Annotated in this window: 18 protein-coding genes; 5 read left to right on the forward strand and 13 right to left on the reverse strand. The window is 38.0% G+C overall.

Annotated features, from left to right (window positions below):
* Positions 1 to 25: 25 nt before the first annotated feature.
* The 8 genes from DRF67_RS08285 to DRF67_RS08320 all read right to left on the reverse strand — a co-directional run bounded on the left by DRF67_RS08285 (position 26) and on the right by DRF67_RS08320 (position 6,010).
* A complete protein-coding gene (locus DRF67_RS08285; protein ID WP_115927825.1) occupies positions 26 to 283 on the reverse strand; it encodes a phosphopantetheine-binding protein in 258 nt (85 codons plus the stop codon).
* Between the two features lie 159 nt (positions 284 to 442).
* Positions 443 to 982, reverse strand: a complete 540-nt coding sequence (locus DRF67_RS08290) for a 3-oxoacyl-ACP synthase (RefSeq protein ID WP_115927866.1) — start codon at positions 980 to 982, stop codon at positions 443 to 445.
* 4 nt (positions 983 to 986) lie between these two features.
* Positions 987 to 2,120: a beta-ketoacyl synthase N-terminal-like domain-containing protein gene (locus tag DRF67_RS08295; protein WP_115927826.1), complete on the reverse strand. Its 1,134-nt coding sequence runs from the start codon at positions 2,118 to 2,120 to the stop codon at positions 987 to 989.
* Positions 2,117 to 2,545 carry an acyl-CoA thioesterase gene (locus DRF67_RS08300; protein ID WP_115927827.1) on the reverse strand — a complete coding sequence of 143 codons (429 nt, stop codon included), beginning with the start codon at positions 2,543 to 2,545 and terminating at the stop codon, positions 2,117 to 2,119. Before DRF67_RS08300 ends, DRF67_RS08295 begins: the two co-directional genes overlap by 4 nt.
* On the reverse strand, positions 2,535 to 3,803 hold the full coding sequence (locus DRF67_RS08305; protein ID WP_115927828.1) for an ABC transporter permease: 1,269 nt from the start codon (positions 3,801 to 3,803) through the stop codon (positions 2,535 to 2,537). The genes DRF67_RS08300 and DRF67_RS08305 overlap by 11 nt, the downstream gene beginning before the upstream one ends.
* Positions 3,790 to 4,548 (reverse strand): ABC transporter ATP-binding protein, encoded by a 759-nt coding sequence (locus DRF67_RS08310; protein ID WP_115927829.1) that lies wholly within the window; start codon positions 4,546 to 4,548, stop codon positions 3,790 to 3,792. The genes DRF67_RS08305 and DRF67_RS08310 overlap by 14 nt, the downstream gene beginning before the upstream one ends.
* A gap of 1 nt (position 4,549) precedes the next feature.
* Positions 4,550 to 5,545: a BtrH N-terminal domain-containing protein gene (locus DRF67_RS08315; protein WP_115927830.1), complete on the reverse strand. Its 996-nt coding sequence runs from the start codon at positions 5,543 to 5,545 to the stop codon at positions 4,550 to 4,552.
* Positions 5,546 to 5,605: 60 nt separating this feature from the next.
* The gene (locus tag DRF67_RS08320) at positions 5,606 to 6,010 is read right to left on the reverse strand and encodes a hypothetical protein (protein WP_115927831.1); all 405 of its coding nucleotides are present in this window, start codon (positions 6,008 to 6,010) and stop codon (positions 5,606 to 5,608) included.
* Between the two features lie 292 nt (positions 6,011 to 6,302).
* Here DRF67_RS08320 and DRF67_RS08325 point away from each other — a divergent pair, with 292 nt between their 5' ends.
* The 3 genes from DRF67_RS08325 to DRF67_RS08335 all read left to right on the forward strand — a co-directional run bounded on the left by DRF67_RS08325 (position 6,303) and on the right by DRF67_RS08335 (position 11,638).
* A complete protein-coding gene (locus tag DRF67_RS08325; RefSeq protein WP_115927832.1) occupies positions 6,303 to 7,112 on the forward strand; it encodes a helix-turn-helix domain-containing protein in 810 nt (269 codons plus the stop codon).
* 66 nt (positions 7,113 to 7,178) lie between these two features.
* Positions 7,179 to 8,447 (forward strand): erythromycin esterase family protein, encoded by a 1,269-nt coding sequence (locus DRF67_RS08330; RefSeq protein WP_228435764.1) that lies wholly within the window; start codon positions 7,179 to 7,181, stop codon positions 8,445 to 8,447.
* A 278-nt stretch (positions 8,448 to 8,725) separates the two neighbouring features.
* Entirely contained in the window at positions 8,726 to 11,638 is a 2,913-nt protein-coding gene (locus DRF67_RS08335) for a M16 family metallopeptidase (protein WP_115927833.1), read from the forward strand.
* Positions 11,639 to 12,069: 431 nt separating this feature from the next.
* Here the strand turns inward: DRF67_RS08335 and DRF67_RS08340 are convergent, their stop codons facing one another.
* Genes DRF67_RS08340 through DRF67_RS08360 form a run of 5 tightly spaced genes read right to left on the reverse strand, consistent with a single transcriptional unit; the run spans position 12,070 to position 18,696 of the window.
* A complete protein-coding gene (locus tag DRF67_RS08340) occupies positions 12,070 to 12,507 on the reverse strand; it encodes an ABC transporter permease (protein ID WP_115927834.1) in 438 nt (145 codons plus the stop codon).
* Between the two features lie 6 nt (positions 12,508 to 12,513).
* On the reverse strand, positions 12,514 to 12,945 hold the full coding sequence (locus DRF67_RS08345) for a hypothetical protein (RefSeq protein ID WP_115927835.1): 432 nt from the start codon (positions 12,943 to 12,945) through the stop codon (positions 12,514 to 12,516).
* Positions 12,945 to 14,084 carry a beta-ketoacyl-ACP synthase III gene (locus DRF67_RS08350; RefSeq protein WP_115927836.1) on the reverse strand — a complete coding sequence of 380 codons (1,140 nt, stop codon included), beginning with the start codon at positions 14,082 to 14,084 and terminating at the stop codon, positions 12,945 to 12,947. The genes DRF67_RS08345 and DRF67_RS08350 overlap by 1 nt, the downstream gene beginning before the upstream one ends.
* 1 nt (position 14,085) lies before the next feature.
* Positions 14,086 to 15,000 (reverse strand): hypothetical protein, encoded by a 915-nt coding sequence (locus tag DRF67_RS08355; RefSeq protein ID WP_115927837.1) that lies wholly within the window; start codon positions 14,998 to 15,000, stop codon positions 14,086 to 14,088.
* Positions 15,001 to 15,042: 42 nt separating this feature from the next.
* Positions 15,043 to 18,696, reverse strand: coding sequence for an MMPL family transporter (locus tag DRF67_RS08360; RefSeq protein ID WP_115927838.1), 3,654 nt, complete (start codon positions 18,694 to 18,696; stop codon positions 15,043 to 15,045).
* Between the two features lie 193 nt (positions 18,697 to 18,889).
* On the opposite strand from DRF67_RS08360, the gene DRF67_RS08365 reads away from it, so the two are divergent.
* Positions 18,890 to 19,897: a hypothetical protein gene (locus tag DRF67_RS08365; RefSeq protein ID WP_115927839.1), complete on the forward strand. Its 1,008-nt coding sequence runs from the start codon at positions 18,890 to 18,892 to the stop codon at positions 19,895 to 19,897.
* 1 nt (position 19,898) lies between these two features.
* Positions 19,899 to 21,038 carry an EpsG family protein gene (locus DRF67_RS08370; protein WP_228435765.1) on the forward strand — a complete coding sequence of 380 codons (1,140 nt, stop codon included), beginning with the start codon at positions 19,899 to 19,901 and terminating at the stop codon, positions 21,036 to 21,038.
* Positions 21,039 to 21,140: the final 102 nt, after the last annotated feature.

Here is a 21,140-nt window from a genome sequence, read left to right on the forward strand (position 1 = left end):
ACACTGTTAGATTGTTACATTAGTTTTATTTTGTTCTGTTCTCGTCAATGTATTTAGCCATAACATCGATGGATTGAAAAATTTCCTTTCCTTTTTTAGGATCGGCTAATTTTATTCCATAATCTTTATCAAGAAGAACGATCAGCTCCAAAGCATCGATAGAGTCCAGACCCAATCCGCCTCCGAATAATGGATCTGCATCTTTGATCTCCTCTACAGAAACATCTTCAAGGTTAAGGACTTCAATAATTTTGTGCTTCAATTCAGTTTTTAGGTTTTCCATAAAAGGTTTTAATTTGAAAATATGTTAATGAGATAATTTGAAAATATAGTGAACTCTATCAGACATTGGGTTTTAAATTAAAAAAAACTGTTAAGCAGTTATTTTACCTAATTCTAACATTTTACATTGTCGAATGAGCACATTTTCAAATTTTCAAATTTATAATGTGAGCAAATATACAAAAGCTTTATAATTTTCCCGGTACAATTCTACCCATCCGCATAATACCTTTTCGGCTTTTCCGGACTTCAGGATCTGTTCAGCATAATTGTTTAAAAATTTTTCGTCAAATTCATCCAGAACAAAAAAAGCATTCTCTGTCTGCATCCGGTGCCTGATACTTATTTCTCCTACACAGATGTTGGGTAGGGTATACACAAAAACAGCCGGGCTTGGATAGAAGTTTTCCTGATCGTTAATGCTTTCCTGGTATTTGACGTCGGTATCCAGGCTTGATGACCTGTTTGCAAAAACGATGGCTGTTCTGCTGTGATCTTCATCTTTCAGAAGCATTTCAGCAGCCAGAAAGGCCAATTTACTTAAACTGTCCATCTTATGGAACTTCGGATAGCTGATCTCCAATCCTTTATAAGCCTCTTTAGCGAATTCATGAAAATTGTCGCTCTGGCTTTCAAAAATAAGTTGGCCATCAGTGGTTATCCTGGAGTTTTCTACGATACAGGTGTGTGTGTACTTCATCTCTTTAACATTTTTCCAGTATAACAGCAGCATTGCATCCCCCAAAACCAGACGCTGTCTTTAAGATATGACTGATTGTGGCAGGCTGATTTTCTTTTATAATATTCAAAGGCTGAGAAACGCCCATTTCTTTAAAGTTTTTAGAGGGGATAAGGGTTTTGTGAAGAACGCTTTCCATTGAGATAATGCTTTCCAGAAGTCCCGAGGCTCCCAGGCAGTGTCCGTAGAATCCTTTCATACTGTTTAAGGGAATTTGCTGTAATCCCATTCTGTTGAAAGCGATGGCTTCCATTTCATCATTATATGCTGTAGCCGTACCGTGGGCTGAAATAAATCCGATCTGCTCAGGAGAAACACCGGCCTCTGTCATTGCGTTTCGGATACTGGCAAATAAGCCGTCTCCTGTTCTTGAGGGTCCGGAAATATGGTTGGCATCATTAACTGCGGAATCGCCCGCAATTTTAAATAAAAATTTTTCATCTTCAGATGGAGATGAGGTGACATAAACCGCTGCTGCGGCTTCACCAATATTGATTCCGTTTCTGTTTTTATCATAAGGCTTACACGGTTCACTGCCGATAGCCTGGAATGAGTTGAAACCGGAAATTACAAATTCTGAAATCTCATCACCAGCCAAGACAAACGCATCACGGTATCTCCCTGTCATGATGATGTTTTTCGCAACGGCAATAGCCATCACTCCGGAAACACATGCATTGGAAACTACAATAGGTTTTGTTTTGAATCCAAAGAAATCTGCAATTTTCTGAGCCAATTTTGATAGAAAAGCGCCTTCAGGTAGGTCAGGTTGATTTTTTAGTAAGCTGATATTTCCTTTTGTGGTTGAGAGAATAAAAGCCGTATCTTTTGTGATGGGGTGTTGTTCAATCAACGGTCGAAGACTGAGAAGCAACATTTTTTCCAGTCTTGTAAAGTTTTGATTCCCGAAAGAACGATTGAATTCCTCATTCAGCTTTTCAGAATCTATTTTCGAAGCATAATATGCATCCTGATTTTCAATAACCTTGTGTAGAGCGACACCTGATTTTCCTTTCAAAAGGGCATCCCAATTAGAACGTACGTCAAATCCCAGAGGAGTTACGCAGTTATAATCTGTAATATAAACGTCTTTCATCATGCTAATCCCATTTTATCTTTCCAGTTTTGAAAAAAATCAGGATTGTAAAGACACAGGCTCCCGTCACTGTCAAGGAACACCTGAATGGTTTCCCCACTGCACACTAACTTACCGTCCTGGTTGAAAAGTTCGTATGTGTAGATCAGTTTGGCAGAAACCGTGTTCACAAAAGTGGTTACAATCTTGAATGTTTCTCCATATTTTAGCGGAAGAAAATGTTCACAGGTACTTTTTACAATGGGTGTTACATATCCGGCATTCTGAATGTCAAGATAGGTAAGGCCGTGCTGGCGTCCGAAAGCTTCTCTTCCATCCTCAAAATAGACGATATAGTGGCCATGCCAGACAATTCCCAATGGATCGGTCTCGTTAAAACGTACTCGTACTTCTTCCGTACATGTTAATATATTCTCGTTAGACTGCATTTTGCTTTTTTTCGTAAAAAATGGAAATGGATACGGTTGCAAGGTAAAATAAAAACAGGAATACCAGTTCTTTGGCAATGCCTCCAATTCCGCTGTTTCTTAAAATAATATCGTAATAGGCATTTAAGCCCCAGTTCATAGGTGAAAATTTTGCTATGGTCTGCATGAATTCCGGCATCAGGAATACGGGTACCCAGATTCCGCCGATCGCTGCCAGAACAACTACGGAAGTGGCTCCAAAAGGAGCGGACTGTTCCTGTGTATCTGCGATTGTTCCCAGTAAAACACCAAACCCTATTGCTGCCAATCCTGCAAATAAAGTGACTATGATCAGCTGAAACATTTTTCCTGACACATCAAATGCCGGAAGATCCATATAGGGAAAGAGGTAGATTCCCACGGCGACCATAAGCAAAAACTGAATGACACAGATGATAAGGTAGGTAAATGTCTTTCCTAAAATATGGACAAAATACGGGGTAGGGCTTATCCTTGCCCTTACACTGGTCCCCTGGCTTTTCTCTTTAACGAGATTGATTGATAGGGGAACTACAATGAAAAAGATAGCAAAAAGGGTCCATGCCGGAACATTGTGCTGAACAGAATTCGGCATTACGTCCATTTCTCCTTTTTTTGGAGTAATCTCTTTAAAGCTGATCAGGTTTTTGTTTTCTTCAAGGTTTTCTTCGGTTCCCAGCTGATCCTGGAATGCTTTGTAAATCTTTTTGTTCTCAATCTCAAAAACCATTTTGTTGACAGAATTCATCACGGAATTTTTGAACCCTATATTGGTGGCAGGGTCAAAGTACAAATGAATTTCTTTGGCTTTTGGAGCAGCTGTTTTTGCTTTTGCAGAGTCACCTTCGAGCCCGAATGAGCTTACAATGGTCTGAACTTTAGCATCAATATTGGAATTTAAATCTTTGGTTAAATTTTCAGGAATGACGATGGCCATTTGGTAATCTCCGGCAAAGACAGCCTCCTGAGCGGATTTCTCACTGAAATTGGTCAGCAGCTGAAAAGTCTTGCTGTTTTCCAGCTCGGCTTTTATATTCTTTGAGACTTCAGATTGATCCTGATCAATAAAAATAATCGGGATTTTTGAGCCTTCAAGGTTTTTAAAGGTGGAATCCTGAATCAGGGTAATGGTAATAATCAAAAGCAAAGGCATGACAAAGATGATCACAATACCTCCGATATCTCTCTTCAACAGAAGGATTTCCTTGATGAAGCTTCTCCATAGTTTATACAACAACATCTCTTAATTCTTTTCCGGTTAATGAAATAAAAACATCCTCAAGGTTTTCTGCACTGGCTACTCTGTTTACCAATTCTTCAGGGGTTCCTACGGCATGAATTTTTCCATGGTCGATAATTGCAATTTTGGTACAGAACTCTTCAGCTTCTGATAAGTGGTGGGAAGTATAGATGATACAGGTTCCCTGTTTATTTAAATCCAGGAGATAGTCAATAATAGCCTTTTTAGACTGAACATCAACTCCAACAGTGGGTTCGTCCAGGAATAAGACTTTAGGATTGTGAAGTGTTCCTGCGATGAGGTTGCATCGGCGCTTCATTCCTCCCGAAAACTGTCCTACCTGTTTATTGGCAAATTTTGAAAGTCCCATAATTTCCAGGGACTCATCAATGGCCTTCTTTAGCTGGTTGTGCTTCAAACCATACAGACTTCCGAAAAACATCAGGTTTTCTTTAGCTGTGAGAGTAGGGTACAAGGCATATTCCTGAGGAACAATTCCGACAATCTGTCTGATTTTAAAACCATCTTTTTGCGGGGATAGCCCATTGATCTTAAACGTTCCTGAGGTAGGCTTTATCAATCCTGAAAGCATAGAGATCAATGTGGTTTTGCCAGCTCCATTGGGGCCAAGAATTCCGTAGATCTCATTTTTGCTGATATTCAATGTAATATCATTTACAGAAAACTCATCAGAATTTTTGTATTTTTTATATAAGCCCGTAATTTCAATCATATTCTCTGCCATATCAGATCGCTTTTCTCAGTTTTTTATAGAAAGCTTCTTCAAGATCTGCAATATGCAGCATCGTTTTAGACAATTCGTTATAGATATTGCTTTTGGAGTTTCTGTTTTTGTAGACTCTGGCAATATCTACCGCAAAATCTCTCCACAGATCCCCTATTGCAGTAATTTCCTTTGACAGTTCCTTCAATTCGTCATTTTTTAGGATTACTGCTGCTTCCTGAAGAAATGCGCCGTAGATAAACCTGAAGCCGCCACCGCCGGTTCCTATTTCCTCCTGCATTCTGATCAGTTGCCCCAGATAATGGTTGGTTACTTTTGTGCCTTTCTTTTCTGCCCATTTCGGAATGCTCTTCGCGACCCATCTCATGGCTTTCACACCGATAAGCGGTACCGGTGCCAGCATATTTTTGCAGGTATCCCTGATTCCTTTTTTGATGGCTTCTTCCAGATTGATATTTTCAGGGACATACACAGGATAGTACATATGGCCTTTTGGAGGAAGTGCCCCTTTGGCATATCGCACTTTTTCCAGTTCTGCTTCGGAGAGCGAGGTTACATAATCCATCACCGGATCACTGATGAGAAATTGTCCGTTTTCTTTTCCGTATACTACCAGGTTGTGGGCATTGAAATGGAACTTATATTCTTCCGGGAAATAAGTAAGGTTGAAAACTCCTACCTGAAGTCCTGTTGGGATGTTTTGTTCCAGATTTCTTTCCAAAGCCTTTTGGGCATCCTTAGGATTTGAGAATTTTTCTCTTTTTATTTTAATGCCTAACCTTTTGGCTGCTTTACTGAAAATTGCTCCTGGCATAGGGCGGTAGCTGAAACCCGGTGCAAAATTCACCTTTAGAAAAGGGAGGTAAACAAAGAACAGCCCGGATCCGATCCCGAAGATCATCGGTTCACTGAGTTTCAGTCCTTTATTAAGCAGTAGATTAGAGGCAACACCGTTTTCGCAATGTGCAGTCTGATGGTGTTCAAAGTTTAGTTTCATTGAGCTTGTATCTTTTTCCTTGGAAATTTGGATTATTGGATGTTATACATCCTGTACCATTTATTTTCCATCGAATTTTTTTAATTCATCCACTGAAATTCCGAATGCATCAGCATACTTTTTCAGTGCATTTTCGCTTAGTGTTTTAAATATACCTGGTTTAAAATGTCTTTTTACTCTCCATTGCCACATTCCCACATACGAGGCAAGGACAGCCGGATCCATTTTATTCAGTTCCATAAAATAAAGAATCGGACTTGCTGTATTATTAGCGACCTGTTGCCTGGCTTCCTCAATTCTTTCATGAATAAGTTCCATAGATTCGTCCAAAGCAGCTTTCTTCGCATCCCAGCCTGTACTGTTTGCGGTTGTATAATTATCATTGTCATCCGTCACATACAGAACTTCAGTCATATTGGCGGATTTCAGGTTACTTTCGTCTTGGGGTAGGTCTTGTTTTTTCATCTAAATAATGTTTAAACTTATAGATTCCAGATGGAAAATAGTTCACCTGTTTTGATTTTTTAATCAGGTGGCTAAAATAGTGAAAATACATTATATGTAAATCATATTAAACAGGAGGGTACTGTTGCCTCTAAGCATGGTGCTGCCATTGGGGATATTACGATTGAGAATACTATGATGTGAAGCTGTTCCTGTGGGTTTTCTATAGCAGTCAGTTTTTTAGGATAATATATTTGTATTTTTACAACTCGTCAAAAGAGTCTTATAGACATTTGAACAATTGCAGTATTATATGAAGATCAAAGTGAATTTTTATAAACCATCTGATACTATTCTGAGCAAATATATCGAAGGGTTTTATTTTATTTCCAAACAAGAGATTGACCATTCTTTTCAATACCAAACCTTTCCAAACAATTACAACATTGTTTCTATGTATCTGGATGCCACTGTGAAACTGGAAAAAGATAAAATTACAGTCTCTTCTGCTGAGCAGAAATTTACGTCAACCCTGGTCAAAAAATATATTACACCGCTGGAAGTCACCATTAATGCTATAGTGGATGAAATTACAATCTACTTTAAGCCTGCCGGACTTAATTACTTTATAGAGGAAATGTCTTCTTTGTTTGAAAATGACTATACCTATTTCAATCCTTTTGCTGATTATGAGGACGAAATGAAAAAGATATTCTTTACAGAAGAAAGAAGCCACCAATTGGAGCTGCTGGAGAAATACTGGATTTCAAAGCTTATTAAAAAAGACCTTGCACGGGTTGATGGCTGGCTTACGGATATCAATTCCCAAATGACCATCGAAGAAATAGCACATAAAAATCAGATGTCCAGACAATATCTGAACAAAACTTTTCAAAGATATGTAGGAAAGTCTCCTTCTGAATTTCGAAAGGTAAATAAATTCAGGAACTCTATTAACCAGAAAAACAACAATGATAATCTAATTGGTGTATCATTGGCCGCTGATTTTTATGATCAATCCCATTTCATCAGAAATTTTAAAGAACTGACTAAGATCAGTCCGGGATCTTTTTTCAATAGTGTTGATATCTCCAAAGAAAATATCTGGATGTTTAAAGAATAGTTTCCATTTGTACAATTATAATCATGCGGCGCTTTATATTTTTGTTTCAGCAATTATAAAACAAAAATGAAAAATAAGATTATAGCGATGTTACTGATGATTGGACTTGTCAATCTTAAAGCCCAGGATCATTCCGTTAAAACAATTGAGCTTAATTTAAGTAAAGATGCTCTGAAAATAGGAGCTCCGGTTGCAAAAGAAATCGGGAACAATACAATTGTCGGTCTCGGAGAAGGGACGCATGGAACCAAAGAATTTAATGAAATACGGGCTGCGATCTCAAAAAAATTGATAACTAAAGATCATTTCAGTATTGTCTGTTTCGAGGCCCCGTATGGTGATGTTTATTATTTGAATAAGGCTGTTAATTCCAACGCGGATATAAAAGCAGCTATGAAGCAATATCTTATTTCCATATGGCAGACCAAGGAAATTGAAGATTTCCTGTTATGGATAAGAGAGTATAACAGAAATAATAAAAATCAGATTTTGCTTTCCGGTGTCGATTTTAACTTTGTACTCAATTCTGTCAATATTCTTGAAAATGAGTTTAAAAATAAGCATACTCTAAAAGCATTAACAGATAGTCTGCTGCCAAAAGCTAGTTATCAGGATGAGATGTGGAAAAAACAAAATGATAAAAGCTTCCGAATCGATATGCCGTCGCTTATAAAGAGTGGTACTCAGGCTTATGGATTAGTTCAGAATATTGAAGAAACAGTAAAAAAAGAAAATATTAGCCTGTCCACTGGCGCAAAACTGGCGTTGGAAAATATAAAGTTAGGTTTTACTGTGATGTATGAAGCCAGCAAACAGAATTATGAGATTTCCAGGGATCAGATGATGGCAGGCATGGTTACCAAAACACACCAGCTATATGATAACAAAAAGGTTATTGTTATCGCTCATAATGGGCATGTCTCCTTCAAATTCCCTTTTTCTGAGGATATGGGTATGGGCGGATACCTTAAAAAGCAGTTTGGTGAAAAATACTTCGCATTGGCAACACTAACATCAACAGGTACCTATAGCGCTACTTTAGATAATATTGATACCAATGATAACAAATATAAGGCTTATCAGTTTCCCAATCCTTTAGAAGCCAGCTGGCAAAATTATTTTTCAAAATTTAAAAATGAAAATTTTTATCTGAATCTTCGGGAGAACAACGGAACTCTTAAACAAAATTTATCCTTAGCTTTTTGGGGGTATTTTTATCTGGATCCTATAAAATATGAGAAAAATATATACACGGAAAAGATCAGTAATCTAAATGACTACTTCGATGGTATCATTTTCATCAGAAAAACAAATGCCTCAGAGCATTTAAACTGATAGGGTAACCCCATGAGTCCTAATAAAGGAGCTGAATTCTAAAATTCAGCTCCTTTACTTTATACAGTAAACATTTGATATACTTTTCATATAAGTATAACCATATTATTTTTTATTTGAATGTAATTCCTGTTAAACAGCTCAAAGAATCTAATCTTATCTGAAGCAATATCATCTGTGATATACTTTTACAGCAGATGAGTTGTAACAAGTGAGTGACAACGTAAGACTAATGTTTTTGAAATTTGGATAGAAAAAAATATTAATAAATAACAGCTATGAAGAAGTTTTTTATTTCCGTATCGCTTTTCTGTATGTTGAGCGCAATGGCGCAGAAATTTGACACGCAGAAACTGACAGATGCTCAGGGATATACCTATGAAACCGTAAAGAATGACCAGGCCGGAGTAAGAGTTTATACTCTTAAAAATGGTCTTAAGGTGTATCTGGCAAAAAATGAGGATGCCCCGAGAATTCAGACCTATATTCCTGTAAGAACAGGATCCAATAATGACCCTGGTGATAATACCGGATTGGCTCACTACCTGGAACACATGGTCTTTAAGGGAACTTCCCACCTTGGAACTCAGGACTGGACTAAAGAAAAAGCCCTGTTGCAGCAGATCTCGGATCTGTATGAACAGCATAAGGCAGAAAGAGATCCTGCAAAGAAAAAAGAACTTTACAAAAAGATTGATGAGGTTTCCCAGGAAGCGTCAAAGTATGCAATTGCCAATGAGTATGATAAAGCAATCTCTTCATTAGGTGCAACCGGAACAAATGCACATACATGGCTTGATGAAACTGTTTATAAAAATAATATTCCGTCCAATGAACTGGAAAAATGGCTGAGGGTAGAAAAAGAACGTTTTTCAGAGCTGGTATTGCGTCTGTTCCATACAGAGCTTGAAGCGGTATACGAGGAATATAACAGGGCTCAGGATAACGACGGACGTCTGGTAAACTATGCTCTTATGGAGGCTCTTTTCCCGAAACATCCGAACGGACAACAAACAACCATTGGTACTTCTGAACACTTGAAGAGCCCTTCAATGGTCGCTATTCATAAGTATTTCGACACGTACTACGTGCCTAATAATATGGCTGTTGTGCTGGTGGGTGATCTTGATTTTGATAAAACTATAAAATTAGTTGATCAATATTTCGGTGCATTCAAATACAAGGAACTTCCGATGAAAAAAATGGTTTCGGAAGAGCCGATGACCCAGATTGTGTCCAGAACGGTAAAAAGCCCTTCTACACAAAGAATGACAATGGCCTGGAGAACCGATTCCTACGGGACCAAGGAAGCAAGATTGGCTGATGTAGTGGCTGAAATTCTAAGCAATAGGGGAGATGCAGGATTAATTGATCTTAATATTAACCAAAAGCAAAAGACTCTTGGTGCCGGAGCATATGAATCTCCTTTTAAGATGTATGGTTATTTTGGTTTGACGGTAACTCCTAAAGAAGGACAAAGCTTTGATGAAGCTAAAAAATTATTGCTGGATCAACTGGACCTTGTGAAAAAAGGACAATTTCCGGACTGGATGCTGAAAGCCATTGTCAATGATAAAAAAGTTCAGCGTATGAAGGGATTGGAAACAGCCGACGGATTAGCTACCGAACTATATGATTCCTATATCAAAGGAAGAACGTGGGAGCAGGAGCTGGATGAGATCAATCAGTATGAAAAGATCACTAAAGCTGATGTCGTGAAGTTTGCCAATGAGTTCTTTAAAAATAATTATGTCGTTGTTTATAAAGAAAAAGGCGTGAATGACAAGCTTGTTAGAGTGGAGAATCCTGGTATCACCCCGATTAAACTCAACAGGGAAGCACAATCTCCGTTCCTTAAAGACATTCTGAATACAAAAGTAGCAGAGATCAAGCCGGAGTTTATTGATTATAAAACGGCCATTCATACTTCGCAGGTAAAAGACAAGACGGTAAGTTTTGTGAAAAACAAGTACAACGAAATTGCTCAGGTAAGCTATGTGTTCCCTTTTGGAACAGATAACGACAAAGAGCTTTCTCTAGCAGGAACTCTTTTTGAATATCTGGGCACGGACAAATACAGCCCGGAACAGCTGAAAGAAGAATTTTATCAATTGGGAATCAGCTACAGCATCAGAACTTCCAATGACCAGGTGATCATTACCTTAAGTGGTCTTGAAAGCAATATGAAAAAAGGAGTAGCGCTGATGAACCACTGGATGAGCAATGTAAAAGCAGATAAAGCCGTGTACACTCAGACCGTAAAAACTATTCTGGAAGCAAGGGCTGCTGCTAAAAAAGATAAAGTAAGAATTATGGGAGCGCTATCAAATTATGCTAAGTATGGTAAAGACTCCAGAATGACCGATGTGATTTCAAAAGAACGCCTTGAAAGTATTGATGTTTCGGAATTGATGAAAAAGATAAAAACACTGAATCAATATCCTTACCAGGTTTTACTTTACGGGCAGGATAAGTCCGGGCTGGAGAAAGCGATTCAGCCTTTCATTGTCAATACAAGCCTGCAGCCTGCAAAAGCGAAGGAATATGCAGAACCTGCAACAACGGGAAAAGTATATTTTACGAATTATGATATGGTACAGATGGAAATGGCTAAAGTAGCCAAGGCAAGTCCTGTCAACCTGAATAACTTCGGGAAAGCAAATGTTTTCAACGAGTATTTCGGAAGAGGATTATCTTCTATTGTTTTCCAGGAAATCAGAGAGAGCAAATCATTGGCATATACTGCTTATGTTTCGTATGCTAATGCATCGGAAAAAGGACATGCTAACTATATTACCAACTATATCGGAACGCAGTCCAACAAGCTTCCTCTTGCTGTTACTGCTATGAATGAGCTGATGGTAGAATTGCCGCAGATCCCGGCGCAATTTGAAAATTCCAAAGGGTCTGCCCTTAAGCAGATCGCATCCAACAGGATCAACAGAACAAATATTTTCTTCAGCCAGCTGGCTCTGAAAAAACTGGGTGTAGATAATGACATCAGGAAAGATATTTACGCTGAAATCCAGGGACTGACGTTGCCACAGCTGACAGGCTTCTATAACACTGAGGTGAAACCTGTACAATATAATACAGCTATCATCGGGAAGAAAGAAAACCTGAATATGGAATCCATCAATAAAATGGGCCAATTCCAGGAAGTGTCCCTTGAAGAGATCTTCGGATACTAATATTCTAGTTTAAATAATAGGTAAAGTGGAGCAGAAATGTTCCACTTTTTTTGTTCAGATACGTCATGTTGCTACGAGCTTACGTTCCACAGTATTTTGTACAATGTTTCACGTGAAATATTTTGTTATATTGACGAAAATATCCGAATAGGATGCTATGATTTCCTGGGATTGTAAGGATGAGATCTGATAAGGCACGCGTTCGCAATAGAATGATCCATTATGGTATTTTCGATCGTAAAAGCGTTTTTACTTAGCAGCAAGTGCTATCGATGCATTAGTTGAATTTTAATTCAATAGAGGCGGGCTTTAGCCCGTCTAATTCATACGGCTTTACCAAAACCTAATAATGGTGAGCCGAATAAAGGCTAATCCTGAAAAAAATAAAGCTGAACAAACGTTCAGCTTTATGATTTTTTCTTTCTTTGAAATTATACCTCCTGAATAAACAGGTTGATTTCTGCTCTGATTAATAATTCGTCATTGTTAAATGTTTCACAGAAGATGTGACAGATATTTTCAAACTGGGAAATCAGTGATGCTTTAGAAATAATGGTGTCATTTACTTTGGGAAGGGCAAAAATTTCAATTTTTTTGATGTTGGTGATAAAACCTATTACTTTGGTGTCTGCTTCCGGGTTTTCAAAGAAGCTTTGTCCGAGAATAGATGAGCAGGTCTGGGCCAGGTTTTCAATTAAACCGGCTTCAACGAATTCACCATTGTGAACAAACACATTGTCTGCTTTTATATCAAAGGAGGTCACTACCTTTTCCTTGGTCAGTTCCAGGATATAGTCTGCCATCAGCATCGGTTCACGATGAGGTAAAAAGTTGTGGATATTGATGATTTGGTCCTCCCTTATTTTCATGATAAGTTATTTTACAGCCGTTTTCATTTGAGATTTTGCGATCACTTCACCATTCAGGCGGGTAATGATATCTACCAGGGTTACACCCATTACTTCATTGAGAATGGTAACTTCTGATGTCAGGAGATCTCCGGTTTTGGGCAATACTTCTGCTTCAAAAGACTTGATGGCCCCAATATATCCTGTTGGCGCGTCTTTGCCCAGCAAATGGTACTTATATCCGGTGTGCAAAGCAACACTTTGTGCCTGATGCTCTATAAGCCCTGAAGCCTGAAAAACGCCGTCCTGAATAAAAAGGTTGCCTTCCTTTATTTCAAATCCCGAAATGAGGTGGCTTTCTGAGTATTCTGACAGTTCATGTACCATTACAAAAGGGAAGCGCTGCGGAATAAGGCTTTCTACAAAATCTTTGTCGGATGTGGGCAGTCTGTTTTCCATTAGCAAACCGTTAACAGGGCACAAGAGTAAGCAAATCTTCCACTTTCAGGAACACACAGAAGTACTTTTTCCCCTTTCTTCAGCGTCCCTGAATTCATCAGTTCTTCCAAAGCAATAAAAATAGATCCTGCACCAATGTTTCCAACCTCAGAAAGATTATAGAACCACTTTTCCGGTGGGAAATCCATTCCTTTCTTGGCAAACTCTTCTCTTAATCCATCCTTAAAATATCCTGAAGAAATGTGTGCCAGTACATGATCAATTTTTTCAGGGTCCAAATTGTGCTTGTCAAAGGAAGACCTTAAACTTTCCGCTCCTTTTACAAGAATATATTTATCAAGAATTTTGGTGTCCTGTTTGATGGCAAAAATAGACTGCTTCAGCCACTCATCAGAAGGGTAGTCTGCCCAAGACTTCAGGCTTCCGTCTTCCTGCTTGTCACATCCTGCATACATGCAGGCTTCGATCTCATGTGCGTAAGAGTAAAAATCAATAAATTCTATCTTTAAAGAAGTGCTGTCGGCTCTCGGTTTGTTTTCCAGTAGGAAAGAACCGGCACCATCAGAAAGCATCCATCTTAGAAATTCTCTTTTGAAGGCAACGATGGGTCTTTCTTCCAGTAGTTTTAAATTTTCAGCTTCATGATTGAACTTGTCAGCAGTCATCCATGCAGACATTCTTTCAGAGCCTGCGCACACTGCATTTTCCTGTACTCCGGCTTTTACAGAGAGAAATCCGTAGTTAAGAGCGTTCATTCCGGAATTGCAGAGACCTGTAGCGGTATTGACCTCAATAGATTTTCCGATATTCAGTTCTCCATGTACCATAGAAGCATGTGAGGGCTGGATCTGGTCAGGAGACGTCGTTCCTACGGATAATAATTTCATATCCTCCTTTTTGAAGTGCTCATCAAAAAGACCTTCAATTGCTTTTGCAGTAAGCTGCGCATTGGTATGCGTAGGATTTCCTTCCCGGTCTATGGCGTAGTATCTTGTAGTAATTTTATTGTTTCTTAGGATAAGAGATTTTGCTTTAGAAGGCACATCATTGATAAGCCCAAGATAAGTCTCCATTTCATCATTCGCTACCGGCTCATTGGGTAAGTATGTTGATGCTTTAGTTATAAATACGTCGTACATTCTATTTTAAATTAATTCCTTGTAAATATCTTTTTTGTTTTTGTCTTTTAAACCAAAATATAGGGGTAGTAAGAAGGTGTAATACTAACACGATGGGAGAGATGATCCATATCGCTGCCATCAAATATACCTTAAAGAATTTTATCAGCAATGGACGTTTCTCTTTTTTCTTGATAATCAGATTAGACCAAACGGTAAAAATTTTATTTCCTACCTTTTCTACACGCACCAAAAACGGCCGTATTTCAATCGCTCCGTTGTCGACAAGCTCTGGCTGCAGGCTGCTCAGATCATTCGTTTTAAAATGTTTTTCTATAATCTTTCCGTATTTTACAGAACCTGTAATTTCTTCATCGGAGATTCCGGCAGCGGGCAGCAATCCCGATTTTTCCTTCTGGCCTGTTGTGAGCCAGCGAAGGATCGTCAATACACTGGTGTAATTGTCATGTCTGTCTACCAGTGCTATGTTTCCGACAAGCTGGGCCTGCAAATCCCTTAAATACACTTTCAGCTTTTCCTGGGAAAGCATCCACATATTTCTGGTTCCCGATATCGTGACCACGGGATTACCTTTCAGGATCCGGCTGGCGTAACTGCTCTTTAAAAATGAAATAATAGGAATAGACGGTGTCAGATACCAAACCTGGTAACCAAAAAGGATGAGATCATACTTTTTGCCCAGTATATCCTCTGATGGCGGAACGATCTCTTTTGGAATCTGTAAATAAGACTCCGGAAATGTATTGAAAAAAACATCACCCGGCCAGGGAAAAGGGAAATCTTCCTTCAGCTGAATATTATAATAGGTGACATCATATTCCTCCTTCAGATCCTCAAAAGGTCTGGCGATATTCTTCACGATATCTTCCAGCTGGCCGGTTTGTGAATAGTATATGACAAGTATATTCTTTTTCATTAGTTTCTATTAGCGTTTACAAAAATATGTTTTTCATATTTATTATTTGATTTTAAATACTTTTACTGCGTCAGAGCTGTATTTTAGTATATAATTTTCATTTTCAAATGAGGTATTGAGCGTATTGATAAAGATGAGGGTTTCCGGGAGCTCCTGAAGATCTCTCATCGGAAATTGGTCGTCAGATATCAGAAGTACATCAATTTTCTTATTTACCTCCGACAGATCTTTTACGTAGTGTATTTTTCTTTTTTTAACAAGGTAGCTGTGGGCTGCCGTAGCTCTCTTTTCATGATCTCTGATGAGTGTGAAAAACCTTCTACCTGCCTGATACAAAGTAAGTAATACATCTTTTTGTCCAAAATCATCGGCTATATGCAAAATATTGGCTTCTTTGGGAATATGCTTATTGAGCTCAAAGTACGCCGATTTGTGGGTGTTGAAATCCTTTTTTACGCTTTGTACAACATCGCTGTCTTTATATAAGAAGCTCAAAAACAAGGTCTTCTTAAAATAATTTTCATTTTCGATCTGCTCTCTCAATAGGGTAAACTGCTCCCTGAAATAGGCATTGATCTTTTTAGTTCGCTCCGAGTAGCTGACCCCAAAGCTGAAATCATCTTTACTTATTCTGTCACCTACTTTTACGGTAATGCTTCCGTCATATATAATGAAATCACCCTTTGGCAGCACTTCAGAATTTCCATGGATATACAGGGGAAGGATATCCAGCCCGAACTGTTCTGCCAGATAAAAGGCTCCTTTGTGGAATCTTTTAATCTCATTGCTATAAGAGCGTTCCGCTTCCGGGAAAACCACCAGGGAATATCCCTGTGCGATTTTTTCTTTCAACCGGTCCATGCCGTTTTCAATACCCTGCGAGACCGGATAGAATCCCAGTGCCCGTACCAGTTTTCCAAATACAGGAGACTGGTATACCCAGTCATTGACCAGGTATATGATTTTATGAGTAGCCATTGCGATGGCAAGGGTGTCCAGAAAAGAAGTATGGTTGGCAATAATCACAGCAGGCTTACTGAAATCTTCTGCAGGGTTTCTGATGACCCTTTTTTTCACAAAAGGATTTGAATAAAGAACTGAAGTTAAAAATTTAGCTAAAATCAGTTTGATAAGGTCCAGTGTTTTGCCTTTTGAGTTTTTTATAAAAAAGCTTCCGAATACGGAAAACAGCAAGCCTCCCAATCCATAATATAAGAATGAGACCACAGAATGCAAAAACAATCTGAAGGTAATGGGAGAAAGCCCTTTTTTTGCCCTGTTGGTAATCAGAAGCCTGAACCAGAAAGGATATAGGGTGGAGGTAATGATGATAACAGAAAACATCCCGATCAGAGCTACCAAAGCTAACGAATGTAGGGCAGGATGCTTGGCAAAGATCAGGGAACCGATAGAAAGAATGGTTGTAAACACAGCCAGAATAATAGAGGTCCGGTAGGTGGGCAGTTCATTCTTTCCGGTCGTATGTTCTTTCTGCATTGCCTTTGTGAGGAAAATACTGAAATCATCCCCTACTCCGAATACCAGGGTGCATACCACGGTGCTGAAAATGTTCAGCTCTAGGCCAAGGAAGTAAAGGATCCCGGCCGTAACCACTCCCGTTAAAACAATCGGAAACATGGTAAGAACCGTTAATTCAAAGTTTCTGAAAAACACAATGATCGTTAGGATAATGGCCAGAAGAGAATAATTGATCAGGGTAGTAAAATCCCGCTTTAGTAAGCCCAGGAAGTTTTCATTCATCTGCTGGCGGTCGATAGCAATAGCATCATGTTTTTTCTCAATATCTTTGATAAAGGCATCTCTTTTATTTTCGTCAACTTTTACGACATTCGAAACGGTATAGAATCCATTGTCATTACTTAAAAATTCTGAAACCTGCAACGCTTTTACCTGCTCATAATCTTTCAGGCTTATTGCAGAATAGTCCTTATTCAAAACCTCAGTGAAATTATCGAATGCAGCGCTGTTAAATCCAAATTCATTTCCGGTTCTCACAAGTTCAGAAAGAGTCTGCTTCTTTTTGTCCGTGTTCCAGAAGTTTTTCCATTCAGCAATCTTCTTTTGCTGGTCTTTTTCAGAAAGAACGATATTTCCAATGGAATTATAACTTAATATTTTGCCCTCTTTCTTTTCTTTCTCAAGGAAAGTAGCCAGCTGTGAATTGCGGGCTAATGCTTCCGCTTCAGAATTTCCATAAGAGATAGTATAGATCGATTTGGAGGTGATATCCGAAAGCTTCTGAAGTTTAGCCTCACTTATTTTTAGTTCTTTCGGGATATAGTTCAGATCACCGATGTCTTCATTAAAGCCTACATGTCTGAAGCCAAAGAGGCATGCAAGTATAATGAAGGAGCACCCTATGATCAGAGGTTTATTTTTCTCGTAAGGATAAGATCCGATCCTGTCAATGAAATTGGTATGATGCTTTTCTTTTTTTGTTTGAGGCTTATACAGCTGAGGTACAATAATCAGTGCGCTTACGGAGGATAAAATAACCGTAATGGCAGCAAACAATCCCAGATCTTTCAACGCCTCAGAGCGTACAAATACGAGGCAGAGAAATGAAACAGCTGTTGTTGCGCTGCTTAATATAATGGGTTGGGTAATTTCTTTATAAAGTTCTTCAATATTGTTGTTGTGTTTATAATGGGTGAGAATGTGCAGGGCATAATCAATGGTTATTCCGATAAGAATGGCACCGACACTTAATGAAATTGCAGAAATTTTATCTTTAATACAATATAAAATCAATAAGGCAAGCAATACAGAAAATACCGTTGGCAGGAAAACAATGATTGGAGTGAAGAAGTTCCTGAAGTAATAGATAAGCAATATCAAAAGGACCGTCATAGAAATAATGACCGTATTCTGAATATCTTTCTTAATTTGCTTGGCATTGGCTACGGCGATCACCGGAGAGCCAAAATAGCTGATTTCTGTTTTACCTTTATACTGTTTGTTGATGTTGTCCCTGATTATATTGAGCTGATCTACAAACGTTTCATTCGCTTTGGTGTCGTTGCTTTTATTTTTCGGATCTATGAACAGCAGAAGATTTTTTCCGTCCCTGGTTACGATATAGCTGTCTTCAAGTTTAAAGTCTTTGCTGATATTGAGGGCATTGAGCTTTTTAATTCCTAAAAAAGTAAGTCCAAGAGGATCTTTTTTAATAAACTCCTTAGTGACGAGGCTTGTAGGTGAAACCAATGAAACATAGTTTTCTTCTACCTTCCTGGCGATGCTGTCTTTATTTAATTTTGGGGAAATTTCCTTGTAATCATTTTCATCAAGAAACAATGGGAGATTCTGATTGACGAAATCGAAGGTTTCCGATATCTCATGATCATTTACCTTTCCCTGAACAGAGCCGATATATTTTTGCAGGGGCTCTATTTTTTGCAGAAATGTATCTGCGGTTTCAGATAGCTGGTAGCTGTCTTCATGGGATCTGTTCTCGATGATGACAATGATTTTGTCTGAAAAATTAAGCTGCTTCAGGACTTTTGCAGTAAGGTCTGACTTTTCATTTTTGGGGATGATCTGATTGATGTCTTCCTCGAAATTGATCTTTGCAGCAAAGAAAAGGCACAAAGCTGCAATTCCTGATGCAATAAGAACAGAAAGGATTTTATTTTTGGAAATCAGATAATATAAAAATATAAAAAAGCGATGCATTGCATTTAAATCAAGTCTGCAAATTTAATTTTTTAAGAATTAGTTCAAAAGACTTAGGCGATAAGTTTTACCTGAAAATCAATAAAATATTCTAGGAAGAATAAAAAAAAATTCTACTTTTGCAAAAGTTCCCCTTTAACGAAATGTATTTTAAATCACAATTATTATTAAAAAATAAGAATCTGTTTTAGATATGTTGAAAAAGAATGATGAAAAAATAAACGGATTTCTATTTGTACTAGTGCTTCCGCTTCTGCTGTTTGCCATGTCTTATTACGGGTTTGAATCTTCTTACACCAGATTAAAAACTTCAGAAAGACCTCCCGACTTTTTATTTACCTCGGTATATGCATACAGGGTTATACCCAATTATCTGAGTGTACAGATGACAGATCTTATGTATTATCTGATCAATGGGCCCTTATCCTCTTTTAAGAATTTTTTGTCTATAAACGGAACACCTTTTTACCATGGTCTTTTCCTGATGAATGCTGTTTTTTTCAGCTTGTGCTCCGTACTGCTCAATATGATATTCAAACTGAAAACTTCAGGTATTATTGTCAATATCAATGCAAGAAGGGTGGTCCATCTGCTGGCTGTTTTTTTTATGGTCATCACACAATATGCCCCGACAAATTGTGATACGATTGCTCTTTTCTGCTATATATCCGGTGTTTTCTTAACGTTACAATACCTCCATACGAAGAAAAATATATTGATGTACCTTTTGATAGGGCTTATAGTATTGTCTACATTGGTAAGGGAAACAGCATGCCTTAATATTGCTTTTTTCGCCGCCGTATTTTTCAATTTTAATGAATTGAAAAAAGGAAATTATCAAATCATCCTTAAAATCATTCCCCTGGTTATCGCTTTCATTGTTCCCTATCTGGGACTTAGAGTATTGATGGTACAGGACGAAACTACTTTTGTTGAAGGCTTCTATATTAATAGAAATTTTTCGAGCCCGTTCAATCTGGCCGGTCTTGTCTTTGCGGTGGTTGTTTTGTATTATATATATAAACAATGTACTGTCGAAGAAAACCGTAGTATTTTTGGAAAATATCTGTTTTTTTCTATTCCTTATCTTCTAATGATTACTTTAGTGGGGCTTTTTTGGGAAGTAAGATTATTTTTGCCTTTAATTCTAACGGGAATGGTAATAGCCTATCACCAGTTTAAAAAAACATCAGAGATCTAGCATGAGTTTATTACATCCATATTACATTATTGCGATTATCTACATGCTGATCTTCAGTATTCAGGAAGTCTATGGAGGAAAGGTGGATAAGAAATGGTTTTGGCTGCTGGGGGCATATTTTATTATTATTGTAGGGTTCAGAGATAATGTAGGACCGGATTATGGAAGCTACAGGGGTATTTATATTTATTCCGACACAAAGAGCTATTACAGTATCTTTATGAAAATGCTTCATTTGGAAGGGCCTGAAAACCTGGATGTGGAATGGCTTTATACGTTGATTAACAAAGTATTGCTCAATGTCTTTAATGCACCCTTCTATATTGTGACCTTCGTCATTGCAATTTTTGCGATGTATTATAAAGTAGAATATACAGAAGACAATACCTTCTATCCATTTACATTCACCCTGTTCATGTTTATTCCCAACTTTTTTATCGGAGAAAGCGGACAGATCAGACAGAATCTTGGAACTTTTATTGTCTATTTTGCCATCCGGTACATTAAAGATCAGAAGCTTTTGCCGTATCTGTTCTTTATCTTCTTGGGATCCGGGATCCACAGTGTTTGCTATCTTTTCTTACCCATGTACTGGCTGGCAAGAATACCACTGAACAAGACCATAATGCTGCTTATGATTATTGGTTCAATCTTTTTATCGCCGTTTGAAGTCTATAAGGTCTTTGGGGATTTTCTGGGAAATATGGCCTCTGAAAGCTCTCTTGTGGAAGGATTTAATGGATATGTTGATAAAAGTGTACAAAGGCTTAACGGAGGTTTCGGTATTCCGGAAGCGATGATGGCTATTCTTACTTTTTTCCTTTTTGTATTCGATAACCCGATGAAAAAATTGTATCCATACTATGAATATCACAGGAATTATGCTGTTATCGGGATTTGTCTATATTTTATTTTCAGAAATAACCCGATTTTCTCGTCCAGGCTTGCCGGTGCGTTTATCGGATTTTCATATATTATTATCCCTAACGCCATGTATGTGGTGTCCAGTAGGACCAAAAATCTGATTTATGCTTTCATTATTGCCCTTGTGGTCTTCAATTTTGTGGTTTTTGCATCCTTTAATAACATCAGGGCAGGTAAATTCTCTATTGATCTTTATAAAAACCATATTCTTCCATAAGCTATATTCACACATATAAATAATAAAGAAACAGTCTGAAAAATGACTGTTTTTTTTGTGGTCTGATAAACTAAAAATTTTCTGTTTGCTGTAGGGTGGATC

Source organism: Chryseobacterium pennipullorum (assembly GCF_003384725.1).
GTDB classification, from domain to species: domain Bacteria; phylum Bacteroidota; class Bacteroidia; order Flavobacteriales; family Weeksellaceae; genus Chryseobacterium; species Chryseobacterium pennipullorum.